This window comes from Kushneria phosphatilytica (assembly GCF_008247605.1).
Taxonomy (GTDB): Bacteria; Pseudomonadota; Gammaproteobacteria; order Pseudomonadales; family Halomonadaceae; genus Kushneria; species Kushneria phosphatilytica.
In genome coordinates this window covers 485,066-497,709 of the sequence record NZ_CP043420.1, presented here as the reverse complement: position 1 = coordinate 497,709, position 12,644 = coordinate 485,066, and the positions used below count along the sequence as shown (strand labels likewise).

At 58.7% G+C, this 12,644-nt stretch carries 15 protein-coding genes; 11 read left to right on the top strand and 4 right to left on the bottom strand.

Going from position 1 to position 12,644, the window contains the following annotated elements; genetic code table 11:
* The 3 genes from FY550_RS02180 (at window position 1) to FY550_RS02170 (ending at window position 2,572) form a co-directional block, all read left to right on the top strand.
* On the top strand, window positions 1-897 hold the full coding sequence (locus FY550_RS02180) for a carbohydrate ABC transporter permease (RefSeq protein WP_070981297.1): 897 nt from the start codon (window positions 1-3) through the stop codon (window positions 895-897).
* Entirely contained in the window at window positions 894-1,724 is an 831-nt protein-coding gene (locus FY550_RS02175) for a carbohydrate ABC transporter permease (RefSeq protein WP_070981296.1), read from the top strand. Before FY550_RS02180 ends, FY550_RS02175 begins: the two co-directional genes overlap by 4 nt.
* 80 nt (window positions 1,725-1,804) lie before the next feature.
* Complete coding sequence (locus tag FY550_RS02170) at window positions 1,805-2,572, top strand: SDR family NAD(P)-dependent oxidoreductase (protein WP_070981295.1); 768 nt, start codon at window positions 1,805-1,807, stop codon at window positions 2,570-2,572.
* Here the strand turns inward: FY550_RS02170 and FY550_RS02165 are convergent.
* Together FY550_RS02165 and rhtA are read right to left on the bottom strand one after the other, a co-directional pair.
* On the bottom strand, window positions 2,523-3,224 hold the full coding sequence (locus FY550_RS02165) for a cyclodeaminase/cyclohydrolase family protein (protein WP_070981292.1): 702 nt from the start codon (window positions 3,222-3,224) through the stop codon (window positions 2,523-2,525). The two genes, FY550_RS02170 and FY550_RS02165, sit on opposite strands and share 50 nt — an antisense overlap.
* A gap of 172 nt (window positions 3,225-3,396) precedes the next feature.
* A complete protein-coding gene (gene rhtA / locus FY550_RS02160) occupies window positions 3,397-4,305 on the bottom strand; it encodes a threonine/homoserine exporter RhtA (RefSeq protein ID WP_233350255.1) in 909 nt (302 codons plus the stop codon).
* Between the two features lie 89 nt (window positions 4,306-4,394).
* Between rhtA and FY550_RS02155 the strand changes: the two genes are divergently transcribed.
* From FY550_RS02155 to FY550_RS02145, 3 genes are all read left to right on the top strand, one after another.
* Entirely contained in the window at window positions 4,395-4,964 is a 570-nt protein-coding gene (locus tag FY550_RS02155; RefSeq protein ID WP_139148766.1) for a helix-turn-helix domain-containing protein, read from the top strand.
* Between the two features lie 169 nt (window positions 4,965-5,133).
* Window positions 5,134-5,583 carry a universal stress protein gene (locus FY550_RS02150; protein ID WP_070981290.1) on the top strand — a complete coding sequence of 150 codons (450 nt, stop codon included), beginning with the start codon at window positions 5,134-5,136 and terminating at the stop codon, window positions 5,581-5,583.
* 294 nt (window positions 5,584-5,877) lie between these two features.
* Window positions 5,878-6,645, top strand: a complete 768-nt coding sequence (locus FY550_RS02145) for a Crp/Fnr family transcriptional regulator (protein WP_070981288.1) — start codon at window positions 5,878-5,880, stop codon at window positions 6,643-6,645.
* On the opposite strand, the gene FY550_RS02140 is transcribed toward FY550_RS02145, so the two are convergent.
* Entirely contained in the window at window positions 6,624-6,821 is a 198-nt protein-coding gene (locus FY550_RS02140; RefSeq protein WP_139148765.1) for a hypothetical protein, read from the bottom strand. The two genes, FY550_RS02145 and FY550_RS02140, sit on opposite strands and share 22 nt — an antisense overlap.
* An 864-nt stretch (window positions 6,822-7,685) precedes the next feature.
* Between FY550_RS02140 and FY550_RS02135 the strand changes: the two genes are divergently transcribed.
* Window positions 7,686-7,958, top strand: coding sequence for a YozE family protein (locus FY550_RS02135; RefSeq protein ID WP_070981283.1), 273 nt, complete (start codon window positions 7,686-7,688; stop codon window positions 7,956-7,958).
* A 311-nt stretch (window positions 7,959-8,269) separates the two neighbouring features.
* Here the strand turns inward: FY550_RS02135 and FY550_RS02130 are convergent, their stop codons facing one another.
* Window positions 8,270-8,992, bottom strand: a complete 723-nt coding sequence (locus FY550_RS02130) for a VIT1/CCC1 transporter family protein (protein ID WP_233350254.1) — start codon at window positions 8,990-8,992, stop codon at window positions 8,270-8,272.
* 167 nt (window positions 8,993-9,159) lie between these two features.
* On the opposite strand from FY550_RS02130, the gene FY550_RS02125 reads away from it, so the two are divergent.
* The 4 genes from FY550_RS02125 (at window position 9,160) to FY550_RS16830 (ending at window position 12,565) form a co-directional block, all read left to right on the top strand.
* The gene (locus FY550_RS02125; protein ID WP_070981281.1) at window positions 9,160-9,987 is read left to right on the top strand and encodes an aldo/keto reductase; all 828 of its coding nucleotides are present in this window, start codon (window positions 9,160-9,162) and stop codon (window positions 9,985-9,987) included.
* Window positions 9,988-10,204: 217 nt separating this feature from the next.
* Complete coding sequence (locus FY550_RS02120) at window positions 10,205-10,888, top strand: hypothetical protein (RefSeq protein WP_070981278.1); 684 nt, start codon at window positions 10,205-10,207, stop codon at window positions 10,886-10,888.
* 251 nt (window positions 10,889-11,139) lie between these two features.
* Complete coding sequence (gene bla, locus FY550_RS02115) at window positions 11,140-12,030, top strand: class A beta-lactamase (RefSeq protein ID WP_070981276.1); 891 nt, start codon at window positions 11,140-11,142, stop codon at window positions 12,028-12,030.
* Between the two features lie 388 nt (window positions 12,031-12,418).
* The gene (locus tag FY550_RS16830; RefSeq protein WP_168169367.1) at window positions 12,419-12,565 is read left to right on the top strand and encodes a hypothetical protein; all 147 of its coding nucleotides are present in this window, start codon (window positions 12,419-12,421) and stop codon (window positions 12,563-12,565) included.
* Window positions 12,566-12,644 lie beyond the last annotated feature (79 nt).

Here is a 12,644-nt window from a genome sequence, read left to right as displayed (position 1 = left end):
ATGGCGCTGCGTAACGGTAAACGATCACGATCGGGACAGGGGTTCGAGCTGGCGATGATGTCGCCGGCTCTGATCCTGCTGGCCGTGATCTCACTGATCCCGTTTTTCTCCATTATCTGGATGAGCTTCAATGACGTCAGCCTGATGGGTGGGCTGTCGTTCGACTTTTCGGGGCTGGAGAACTGGCAGCGCCTGTTCACCGATCCGGATATTCGCTCCAGCTGGATCACCAGCCTGATCTATTTCGTCGCTACGGTCGGGCTGGAAATGATCCTGGGCACCCTGATCGCACTGCTGGTTCACAGTCTGGTGCGCGGTGGCAATCTGGTGCTGTCCCTGTTGCTGATCCCGATGTTCATCGCACCGGTGATTGTCGGACTGCTGGGGCGATTCATGCTGGATCCCAGTCATGGACTCTATGCCTGGCTCTTGCAGACCATTGGCCTGTTCAACGGCAATATCCTCGGTAACGTGGGCTCGGCGATGGTGGCCGTGGTGCTGATGGATGTCTGGGAATGGACACCGCTGGTGGCACTGATCGTACTGGCCGGTCTGGCGTCGGTCCCGGGGGATATCATCGAGGCCGCAGAGATGGATGGCGCGCGCTACCCGCAGCTGCTGATTCACATCATCCTGCCATCGATCTCGGGCATTCTGCTGGTGGCACTGCTGATTCGTGCGATGGATGCGATCCGCTTTTTTGCCATCATCTTCATTACGACCCAGGGCGGCCCGGCGGATTCCACCAAGATCATCCCGATCCGGCTTTACGACATCGCCTTCCGCTTCTTCGATCTCGGCTATGCCGCTGCAGTAGGCATCAGCATGCTGGTGTTCTCGATTCTGGTGGCGATTGCCTTCGTGAGGCTGTTCAAGCGTCAGGAGACGACTTCATGACGAATCGGACCCCGCTGCCCGTCAGGATCGCCAAGGCAGTGCTGCTGGCCGCCCTGCTGCTGTGGACACTGGTCCCCATCGGCTGGATGGTGCTCTCCTCCTTCAAACCGGACAACGCCATTACCGCCAACACACCGCAGGTATTCTTCAAGCCGACACTCGAGCACTATCAGGCCTTGTTCAGCGGCGGTAACAGCCTCTGGTCGTACGTGTTCAATAGCCTGACCGTTGCCGGCGCCTCAACCTTCATTTCGGTCGTGCTGGGCTGCATGGCGGGTTACGGGCTGTCGCGCATCCGGCTGAAGGGCAAGCACCATCTGGCATTCTGGATCATCAGTACACGCATGGCGCCGATTGCCGCGGTCATCGTGCCGCTGTATCTGCTGTTCCGCTATCTCTACCTGCTCGATACCTATACCGGTCTGGTCATCGCCTATCTCAGCTTCAATCTGCCATTTGCGATCTGGCTGATGACCGCCTTCTTTGACGATCTGCCCCCTGATCTCGAGGAGGCCGCAATGATCGATGGGGCTACCAAGTGGCAGGTGTTCTGGCACGTCAGTCTGCCACTGATGAAACCGGGGCTGGTCACCACGGCCATCCTCTGCTTCATCTTCGCCTGGAATGACTACTCCTTTGCCCAGACGTTTGCCGGGCCGAACACTCAGACCATTCCCATCGCTGCTGCCCAGTTGCTCACCCAGACCGGCATTGACTGGGGCAAGCTGCTTGCCATCGGCACCATTGTGGTCAGTCCAATGGCCATCTTCGGCCTGCTGGTCAAGCGATGGCTGGTGCGCGGGCTGACGCTGGGCGCCGTAAAATGAGCAACCGTTCACGAGCGGCCGGATTCGTGACGACATGAAAATGCTCTTTCATCAAATCCTGTCATGGTAAGGAGGAAAAAATGTCCGTCATGTCGCGTTTCGATCTGAGCGGCAAGGTCGCGGTGGTTACTGGCGGCAACGGTGGGCTGGGCGAGGCCTTCGCCCACGCCCTCGCCGAGGCCGGCGCCTCGGTCGCCATCGCCGCACGCGGTCACGAGCGCAGCCTGGCCGTGGTCGATACACTGCGCAACGCCGGCCACCGCGCCATGGCGGTGGAAGCCGACATCACCCAGCCTCAGGCGGCCGACGGCATCTTCGACGAGGTCGAGGACGCGCTCGGCTCGGTCGACATCCTCATCAACAACGCCGGTATCTGCCACCATGCCCCGGCGCTCGAGGTAACGCCGGAGCGCTGGCGCGAGGTGTTCGACGTCAATGTTCACGGCCTGTGGTACTGCGCGCATGCCGCCGGCCGGCGCATGAAGGCACGCGGCCATGGGGTGATCGTCAACATCGGCTCGATCTCGGCGATGATTGTCAATCGTCCACAAATGCAGCCGGCCTATAACGCCTCCAAGGCCGCCGTTCATCAGCTGACGAAATCACTGGCCGCCGAGTGGGCGCCCTACGGTATCCGGGTTAACGCACTTGCGCCGGGCTATGTACGCACTGCCATGGCCGAAGTGGACAAGCCGGAGTTCAAACCGCGGTGGATCGATGACGCCCCCATGCAGCGCGCCGCCACACCAGAGGAACTCGGGCCCAGCCTGATCTATCTGGCCAGCGACGCCTCGAGCTTCATGACCGGCTCGGTAATGGTGGTCGACGGCGGCTATACCCTCTGGTAGAGCTGTCGAAAGTCGAACCTCCGGGCAGGCCGAGACGCGTGATCATCGTATCGCCCTCGCGCTGCAGATCACGGCGATGACGGGCGGTACGGGCACGCTGTTGCGGATTACGCAGTCCGGAGAGATCGGCATCGATATTGAGCAGTAGTGCGCTCAGGGCGCCATGCAGCAGCAGAGCACCGGCACGCACATCGCTTTTGAGCATGTCATCGCTCAGGGGGAGCGCCTCTTCCACCAGTGCCAGCGCCTCCAGACAATCCTCGGCAGCTCGCAGTGGAATATCGGTGGCCTGCCCGGCCGCCTCATCGATCGCCTGCCGGCGCGTTTCACGCTCCGATTCGCTCTCCTGTGGCTTTCGGATCGCTGCCATGAACTGCTCGAAGGCGGCGACATCTTCATCCGCACAGGGCGCAAGTCGCTCGTTGACCTGCTCTCCCCACTCAATCAAGGCCTGCCGGCGTTCATCGGTGGCATGCTGCTGGGTAATGCGCAACCCCTTGAGCACCAGCGCCAGCCCGAACGCCGCCGACACCGTTGCTGTTGCCCCACAGCCTGGCGTGGCCTGCGTGGCCGTATCCCGGCGAAACTCGGCCAGCGACTGCTGCCACAGGCTCTGCTCGCTGTTAGCGTCATCTTCGGAAGAAGTCGTCATTAATCGTCATACTCGAAGGGTAGCGTAAGGATCGTGCCGGGCCTCCCGGAAGCAAAGCCCTGCCGAATCACCTGATGAGCAGCCGACACGAGCCCGGCAGGTTCGGCAGATAACGCCGGGGTCCTGCACTATCTTCAGGCAAGCGTAGCAGGCTGGCGATATTGCACAGAGCTCAGTCGTGGACGGGCGACTCGGCAGGCTCAACGCGACGACGACCGGTCAGTGTCGTACCGATGGAAGCGATGATAATGGCGCCAATGGCCAGCCATTGCAGCCCATGTAGCTGCTGGCCCAGAAACAGCAGCCCGGAGAGCGCCCCGACAGCCGGCTCCAGGCTCATCAGCGTGCCAAAGGTCTGAGTCGGCAACCTGGGCAGCGCCATCATCTCCAGCGTATAGGGTAGCGCAGTCGAGAGGATTGCCACTGCCAGCGCCATTGGCAACACCTCCGGTGCAAAGATGGCCGTACCGGCATCGACCATTCCGATCGGCGCGACGGCCACGGCAGCAATGGTTATTCCCAGTGCAGCACTCTGGGTGCCATTGCCACTACCGGCCTTCTGACCGAACAGGATATAGATCGCCCAGCAACAGCCGGCCCCCAGGGCACAGAGTGCTCCATAGGGATCGATCGCCTCGGTCGTGGCACCCCCCGGCAAGAGCAGTACGGCCAGCCCTGCCACGGCAAGCGCGACCCAGAGCAGGTCAAGCACGCGCCGCGAAGCGAACATGGCCACCATCAGCGGACCGGTAAATTCCAGCGCCACGGCGATGCCCAGTGGTACGGTCTGCAGGGCCTGATAAAACAGAAAATTCATGATGCCCAGCGCCACACCATAAATGGCGATCGCCTTCCAGGCCTGACGCGTCACCGGACGGCGCCAGGGACGCAGGAAAATCAGCAGCAGTGTCGCGGCCAGAATCAGGCGAATCGAGGTGGTGCCCGGCGCGCCAATGACATCGAACAGTGATCGGGCAATGGCCGCGCCACTCTGGATGGAGCACATCGCGATCACCAGCAGGGCGACCGGCGCCAGCCGGTGCATGACCGGATGAGATTTCACGGAAACCACGGATAACACGTACCACCTCCTGTGCGGTCCTGCCAACAGGCAGGCAGAATGCAGGAAACCGCATTGCGCGGGCATCCATGATGGGTGAGAAATTGCAGATGAGCAATATAGTGCACAACAATGAACGCCCCGACGTGCTCGTACACGTCGCCGACAATGTGCGAGAGCGGCGTCAGGCGACCGGCCTCAGCCAGCAAGCTCTGGCAGAACGGGCCGGCGTCAGTCGTCGCATGCTGGTCAATATCGAAAAAGGCGATGTCAACGTCAGTCTCAACACCCTTGATCGTATTGCCGAAGCACTGGGCGTGCTGTTTCACGTGCTGGTTCAGCCCCCCGACAATCCGGATTCGGCACGCATCAATGAGATCGCCTGGGCGGGGCATTCACCACAGAGTCACGCGACCCTGCTGGCCAGCAAACCTGCCCGACACGCCGTAGAGCTCTGGCGCTGGTCGCTTGCCTCGGGTGAGCGTTACGAGACGTCGGCGGATAGTCCCGGCTGGCACGAAATGCTGCTGGTGATCGAAGGCATCCTCACACTGCATCTGCCCGGAGAAACCCTGACCATTGAAGCCGGCGATTTTCATGTCTTTCCCAGCGACCAGCCACATGGCTATAGCAACGATACCCCGCAACTGCTGCGCTTCATGCGCAACGTGCTCTATTGAGCTGCTCGAAGTGATGAGTAATGACTGGTGGCAGGGTGTCGCACCGACTTGCAAACAGCCGGAAACCAAGGTGTGATATCGGTATCGTCAATTGCTCATGTCGTCAGCAGTGCGACATGGTTCCATGCCGAACGCCAATTCGGCTTCCAGCCCGATGACGAGGTGTACCATGTACAAGACACTACTGGTCCCCATTGATGGCTCCCGGGACGCTCGGGAAGCCCTCTCACTCGCCTGCCAGCTGCGACAGACCGCAGGCGGCAGCCTGCACCTGCTGCATGTGCCGGAAATCCCGCCAGCCGGAGACTGGCTGGGCTATCAGACCGGCGCCTCCCCGTTGGACTATACGCCCGAAAAGGCCGAAGCTCAGGGACGCGAAATCCTCGAAGACGCCTGGCGGGGATGTGATCAGGCAGGAGAGGACGACAAGGTGGATTTCATCGTTCGCCAGGGCGGGCCGGTGCAGGTCATTCTCGCCGAAGCCGAGCGCCTGGGGGCTGATGTCATCGTCATGGGCAGCCGAGGGCTCAGCGATCTGCGAGGGCTGGTCACCGGCAGCGTATCGCACAAGATCAGCCATCTGGCCCCTTGTAATGTCATTACCATACACGCCCGCTGACACCGGTTCTCTCGCTGATGCTTCGACCGCTGCCCCGGCAGCGGTCGTTTCGTTCACCAGGGTTCGGGAAAGCGTTTTTTCCCTCGACGCGACACTCTCTTTTGTCGGTACAAACGAACCATTCATATTTCGCCACTGAACGAGTGACTGCCCGCGCCACGTGGCCGGGATTACCCGTGATGCGCCGCCTCCGAATACCACGAAAAGACAAATAAAACGCACAGTTCAATGACTTGCGATACTTCCGGTAACACGACAATATAAGCCATCCCGCGTCAGGCCAGGAGAGGAGCCATGTCTCAAAAGCCCAGCTGCATGGTGCGTCATTTCAAACACTACGCCGCACTTGATGATCAGGAAGTCGAGTTGCTGCATGAGCTGGAGCGCTCTCCGGAACACCTCTATGCCGGTGATACGCTCTGGCTGGAGGGTCATGACGCTACCGAGCTGGCGGTGGTCAGTCAGGGCTGGGCCTATAGCTATACGCGCCTGGCAAACGGCCAGCGACTGATTCTGGATATCTATCTGCCGGGAGATGTGATCGGGTTGCGCGAATATGCGACCGACCGCCATCAGGCCAGTGTCGAGATCATCAACGAATGCACGCTCTGCCGGCTGCCACACAGGAATCTCAACGAGATATTCCGACAGTCCGACAAGCTCACCCGAGTCTTCTTCGCCGTCGCCTCGACCCAGCAATCAATGCTGGTCGAACGGATGATCAACCTGGGGCGCCGCGACGGCCCGGGCAGAATCGCGCATTTCCTGTGTGAAATGCATACCCGGCTGGAGCGGACCAACGACGACATGCGCGGCCGTTTCCGGTTGCCACTGACCCAGCAGATGCTGGCTGACATCATGGGTCTCTCGGCGGTCCACGTCAGTCGGATCTTCTCACAGCTGCGCAGTGATCAGTTGGTGGACCGGGACCGGCATCGTGTACACATCCGCAACCTGACCGGCCTGGTCGAACTGGCCGGTTTTCGGGAAGCCTACCTTGGTCAGCGAGCCATCATGGAGATGCCCCGCCAGGAGGCGGATCATGAGTTATTGAGGAAGTGATCGACCTCGCGCTGCGCCTCTTCACGACTCAGCTGCTTCTCTCGTCTCAGCCGCGCAATCAGTTGCTCCCGCTTGCCATTGGCGTAAATTCTTTCGTTGAACAGCACTACGCCTACCTCCTCCTTGAGGCGGCCAGCGACCCTGGCAAAGATCGCACGCTGCAGGTTAATGGTCATTGCTCCTCTCCCTGAATACATGACGATGTCATTGTCGGCCTTCGGCGCCACGATGACCATAACCTGTCATCTTCCGTAATGCCCGCTTGTCATCCGGCACTGTTATTCGCTATTGACTGTCCCATCACAAAAGCGCCATCAGTGCCTTGCACCCCGAACCGGTTTTTATCCGGCGTGACAAGCACTACAGAAGAGCTGCCAGACTGTCATAACTCAGGTTATTTTTATCGATGGCACTCATCTCATATATTGATAGACTTTTAAAGTCACATACTGGCCCATATTTTCAGCGATCGTATTAAAGGGTTAAAAGCAATCAACTCTTTGTATATGCCAGAGCATTAAACGCTCTTCCTGCATACCCGGGATTGTTACATATTGACTCCTGGACCAGCTCCTTCCAAACACTGAAGATCTATCCCTTATAGACTCAGTATTATTAATAAAAAAGTCCAGGCTGCTTCATATCGAAAGTTATCTTTCATCTGCAGCGAAGACATCGCTAACAGGTTCAATCAATCAGCGTTACGTCTTTTACGATATTTTCTGCCAGACTGACAGCATCGGTCACCATCAGGAGCGCTCCCATGAAACGCGCTATTGGCGCCATGATAGTAAGATGGCTGAAAAAGCCGGAAAACCAGCGCAAGGTCAAACGTACGGCTCGGCAATTATGGCAAAAGCGCCGACGTCGCTGACCCGGCTCTACAGGATTATCTGATATAAGCTATTGCAGTAGCCAATGGGCTCGATTTGGTTTAAAACATAAAACCGCAAGAAAGAACGCTCTGCTGGTTATTACTCGGACCACCTCTGAAAATACTGTTTTGATATAAACCTGCAATTGCCGTGCATCGGAGTCTCATGAACTTTTATAACTTCATCACATCTCAGGCAGGACGTGGGGATGACATAGGGGATCTGGGGGAAGAAATTGCCGGTGATGCCGACTTTCCCCGGGAACTGAACGACTCGGCTCAACTGGAAACATACCTCACGGAACATGCCTACGCCCCCGAGTTGCTGGAAGCGGCGATGACGGCATGGCGGGAGTATCGTATCGGTACGGTCAGCACCTTGCCAAAAGCGCCGGAGGTCGATCATAACGGATTCATTGACCCTCCCCGCGTGCCCTGACCAAAACAGCACCGTCCTTCCGATGACCCTCAGGCCATACGGCAATGGCATGACATAACCCAAGCTTACGGTAACGTAAGGTTACTGGTATTGGGCTGCGTCCCATCTTATAAAGGGGCCGCCAGCCAGAGTCCTCTGAATGTCTGGAGCTGACATGGAGTCCGTCGGCGCATTTCAGGGACGAAGGCAGCTTCAGAGAACAGCTGGCAAGTGCAGGAGTGAGACCTGACAGGGCCGTCAGGGATCATTCCTGACGCTATGGATCTGATCGTGGCGTCATGTTTCGTTTGCCCCCTGCGACGGCGACACGCTTAACCGCCCCCGCCGAACAGCTTGCCTACAGCAGCAGTAAACAGCATGGCCAATACACCCCAGAACACCACTCTCGCCGCCCCCATCAGCATGCTGGCGCCGCCAACACGGGCCGAAACTCCCCCCAACAGAGCCAGTGCCAGCAGTGCGCCACTGCCTACCACAGGAATCACCCATTCCCACGGGCTGAATACCGTTAACAACACAGGCAACAGGGCACCCGCCAGGAAGGTCAATGCAGATGCCAGCGCGGCCTGAATCGGTCGCGCTCGATGGACCGTACTCAACCCCAGTTCATCGCGTGCATGAGCTGCCAGCGCATCATGCGCCATCAACTGATCCGCTACCGTGAGGGCCAGGTCCGGCTCCAACCCTCGTTGTCTATAGATTTCGGCCAGCTCGCGGCGCTCGTCATCATAATCCCGGTCCAGCTCTCCCTGCTCGCGCACCAGATCGGCTCTCTCGGTATCCGCCTGAGAGCTGACGGAAACGTATTCCCCGGCAGCCATTGACATTGCCCCGGCCACGCATCCGGCCAGGCCTGTCAACACGATGCTGCCATGTGTTGCGCTGGAAGCCGCCACACCGACGATCAGGCTGGCTGTGGATACAATACCGTCATTGGCCCCCAATACGGCCGCCCGCAGCCAACCGATTCTGCTGGTGTAGTGACGTTCCTTCTGCGTTGCCATGCCCTTGCGTGCCCTGATGTATTCCGGCATCAGCATAACGCACCTTTCGGGGCACATAACGACTGCGTTGCTTCGGCGCCGGCATCGCGCCGTCTCTCCTGCCCCCAAGGTCGTGTTGGCGTCAAGCCTGGCCAGCATCGACACTGAAAGGTGACAAGGGGCTATATCGTGGCCCCGCTCGAAGCAAGGAGTCCGGCATGTCCGTAATTCCCGATATCCCTCTCCGTGACGGCTACCTGATCCCGCAGCTCGGACTCGGCACCTGGAAAATCCCCTCCGATCAAGCGACTGAAACCGTTCGTACTGCCTTCGAGTTCGGTTATCGTCATATCGATACGGCCGCCATTTATGGCAACGAGGCTGGTGTCGGACGCGCCATTGCAGAGACTGATCTACCTCGCGAGGCACTGTTCATTACCACCAAACTCTGGAACGATCAGCAGGGTTACGACGAAACACTCACTGCCTTCGACAAGAGCATGACCCGACTGGGTCTGGAATATCTCGATCTTTATCTGATCCACTGGCCATGCCCCGAGCGCAACCGGTTTGTCGAGACATGGCAGGCGTTCATCCGGCTGCAGCAGGAGGGGCGGATCCGCTCGATTGGCGTCTCCAACTTTCGGGAGATGGATATCGAACGCCTGGAACAGGAAACCGGCGTCATGCCGGTGGTCAATCAGATCGAGCTGCACCCACTACTGCCGCAGTCCCTGCTGCGTGAATTTCATCAGCGTCGAGGCATCGCCACCGAAGCCTGGAGCCCGCTGGCGCAAGGCGGCGAACTGCTTGATGACGAGCGCCTTGCAGCCATGGCCGTGCGACATGATAAAACGCCGGCCCAGATCATTTTACGCTGGCATATCGAGCTCGGCTCCATTGTCTTCCCCAAATCGGTTACCCCGGCACGACTGCTGGAAAATACCGCCATCTTCGATTTCGAACTCGATGATGACGAGATGCAACTGATCGATCGGCTCGCTCAGGGCCGCCGCCTGGGCGAAGAGCCGGAAATGGTCAACTGAGTCCCTGCCGCTGCCCGGGGCAGCGGCAGCACACAAGGCCGCGTGGCCATTCGCTTCGAGCCCATATCTGCACTACGGTTGAGACATCCATTGATCGGCTATCGAGCGGTACTGCCTCAAGTCTCTGACAAGAGGGTATTTGAACCGCGATTCGAAAGCTGGCGCTTCATCCTGCACGGGCAAACTCGCGTTGTTGCCTCCTTTCAAGGACAAAACCATGTTGACCTGGGCCACCGCCTTCTGGAGCTGGTTGACCGCCAACGCCGCTGTATTCAGCGGCATCGTCAGTTTCGGCATGTTGCTGATCTGGGGCATCTATCTGCAGCTGCTCTTGCACAATTTCAGGGTGCAGCAGAGCCCTCGCATCGTCATCAATCGCGGCCGCGGGCGGGATATCAACTCCCTTTGCCTGATCAGTAACATGAGTGTGCAGGCGATCTTCGTTGAAGCCGTAGTGGTACAGCTCGAGACCTCCCATGGCACCTGGTTCAGCGATGTCACCGATGTTCTCGATCAGCAGGGGGAAAGTTCAAGCCGTGATATTAGTTCAAGCGAGCATCACCTGGCCCGGGTCACCCGCCAGGGCCCGCTGAAATCGGGCGACTACATGGAAGCTGGCATGTTCGGTGACCTGATCCAGCAGGTCGCCCGCGAGCAGGGTATTCATCTGGACGAGAAATATACTTCCAATGAGCAAAAGCTCGAACTGCGCTCGCTGGAGATCGGCCTCATTGCTGTTTTCGGCTCGGAAAACGGTCCGATAGGTGCCCAACGCATATTTGATCTCGAACTTGATGATAACCAGCAGCTCCTTCTGAAACCCCGTAAACTGACGACCAAGCAGCTCTATTCCAGACGCTCCCGCATGAAGATCAAGCGCTGGCAGAAGGTGCTTCGTTAAATTCGGCCTGAAACGCCGACATGTGATCCAGGTCCGCTTGCCGATTTGTCGGCACCCACTTCTTTCCGATGAAGCCCATTCCCTTTTTCATGATGTCTGCGCACTGAGCTATGGCATCATGTCTGCTTGGCGCATCGCTTTAATCTGACTCGATTGTCTCCTCCGATACGCCACAATCCGCCCGCAAGAGCATGCAGGATGGTTTGCGGACGTGCCATTCATTCTCTGAAGGTCTCTCGGAGCATTCTCTGATGCCACTGCTGTCCCGCCGTCGCCTTCTGAATACCTCCATGATGCTCCTGCCAGCCCTGCTGGTCCGGCCTGCCGAGGCCTATTCCGTCGATGGACTCAGCGATGTGGTTGAACGTCTCAAGGCGCTTGAACGGCAACATACCGGCAGCCGACTGGGCGTCGCCATCTGTGATATCGCCAGCGGCCGTTGTGTGAGGCATCGGGCCAATGAACGCTTTCTGCTCACCAGCACCGGCAAGGTCATGGCAGCGGCCCTGGTACTGGCCCGTGTCGATCGTGGCCGCGAGCAGCTGACGCGCCGCATTCGCTTTGAACAGCAGGACCTGCTCGAATGGTCACCGATCACACGGCAATATGCCGGCCCCCAGGGCATGACTCTGGAAGCACTCTGTCGGGCCGCCATTACGCACAGCGACAACACGGCCGGTAACCTGCTGCTGACAAGCTTTGGCGGCCCAACGGCCCTGACCGCCTATACCCGCTCGCTGGATGACCGGGTTACCCGCTTCGACCGAATCGAGCCGGCACTCAACGAGCACGACTCCGAAGATGACCAGCGTGATACCACGACCCCATGGGCCATGCTGGGCAACCTGCGCAAACTGTTGTTTGCAGATGCCCTCTCCTCTGCCTCACGCCACCATCTGAGCGCCTGGCTGGTGGAAAGCCAGACCGGCAGTGATCGATTGCGCGCCGGCATGCCCGACACATGGCTGATTGGCGACAAGACCGGCACCAACGCAAGCGGCGCGGTCAGCGATATCGGGGTCGCGTGGCCGGGGCATCGTGGCGCCATGCTGGTGACGGCCTATTGCCATTTACCCGCTGCCTCGAAGGAAGAGCGTGACGGCGTAATTGCCGAAATCGGGCGGCTGACCGCAAGTATCTGACTCGGATATTCTCCATCGCGTGACACTGCCAGCGAACCGGCTGGTGCCCGTATCGCCTGACAGGTCACTATCCGGTTCACGATCAGCCGTTGCACTTGCCTACCAAAAAGGGGCCCTCCAGCAGCTTTATGTCGCTCTGATAACATCCGAAGAGCAATTGCTGCTTCTGCCAATCTCAAAGCTGTCCTAAGCTCGGTTCAGGGCTTATTAATTCCTTTATCCAATTCTCAAGAGCGGATAGACCTGCTTTTTTATTAATACCAATAACAGGGAAACCATATTCGTTTGCAAAACCGGGCTGTCTGAAGGGCATCAGGGAATGATCGTCCTTTTTCCAAAATGAAGTGGCGCGGCCGGGAAGACCGAAGCACTTCTGCAGGGAACCAGAATGAACAACAGGATCATCGATATGATTCGACAGGGGCCTTCGAGTGCCGGTCTGAACACACGCATGGCGCCCGGGAGGGCCTTTCATCCGATCACCGTGGCTGTGGAGATCGAGAACAGCGCCCGGCAGGATAGCCTGCTCAAGTAGCCCTGTATCGAAAGGCAGGGAGAGCCCTTGGGTCGTCCCCGGCCGCCGACTCACTTTCCTGATGCAGTTTCCTGAGGTT

Bases quoted from the DNA above. Each gene is read 5' to 3' on its own strand.
- FY550_RS02125 (WP_070981281.1), top strand. From the start codon at position 9,160: ATGTCCGTAATTCCCGATATCCCTCTCCGTGACGGCTACCTGATCCCG.
- FY550_RS02175 (WP_070981296.1), top strand. From the start codon at position 894: ATGACGAATCGGACCCCGCTGCCCGTCAGGATCGCCAAGGCAGTGCTG.
- FY550_RS02120 (WP_070981278.1), top strand. From the start codon at position 10,205: ATGTTGACCTGGGCCACCGCCTTCTGGAGCTGGTTGACCGCCAACGCC.
- FY550_RS02165 (WP_070981292.1), bottom strand. From the start codon at position 3,224: ATGACGACTTCTTCCGAAGATGACGCTAACAGCGAGCAGAGCCTGTGG.
- FY550_RS02180 (WP_070981297.1), top strand. From the start codon at position 1: ATGGCGCTGCGTAACGGTAAACGATCACGATCGGGACAGGGGTTCGAG.
- FY550_RS02145 (WP_070981288.1), top strand. From the start codon at position 5,878: ATGTCTCAAAAGCCCAGCTGCATGGTGCGTCATTTCAAACACTACGCC.
- FY550_RS02170 (WP_070981295.1), top strand. From the start codon at position 1,805: ATGTCCGTCATGTCGCGTTTCGATCTGAGCGGCAAGGTCGCGGTGGTT.
- FY550_RS02130 (WP_233350254.1), bottom strand. From the start codon at position 8,992: ATGCCGGAATACATCAGGGCACGCAAGGGCATGGCAACGCAGAAGGAA.
- FY550_RS02140 (WP_139148765.1), bottom strand. From the start codon at position 6,821: ATGACCATTAACCTGCAGCGTGCGATCTTTGCCAGGGTCGCTGGCCGC.
- FY550_RS16830 (WP_168169367.1), top strand. From the start codon at position 12,419: ATGAACAACAGGATCATCGATATGATTCGACAGGGGCCTTCGAGTGCC.
- FY550_RS02155 (WP_139148766.1), top strand. From the start codon at position 4,395: ATGAGCAATATAGTGCACAACAATGAACGCCCCGACGTGCTCGTACAC.
- FY550_RS02150 (WP_070981290.1), top strand. From the start codon at position 5,134: ATGTACAAGACACTACTGGTCCCCATTGATGGCTCCCGGGACGCTCGG.
- FY550_RS02135 (WP_070981283.1), top strand. From the start codon at position 7,686: ATGAACTTTTATAACTTCATCACATCTCAGGCAGGACGTGGGGATGAC.
- bla (WP_070981276.1), top strand. From the start codon at position 11,140: ATGCCACTGCTGTCCCGCCGTCGCCTTCTGAATACCTCCATGATGCTC.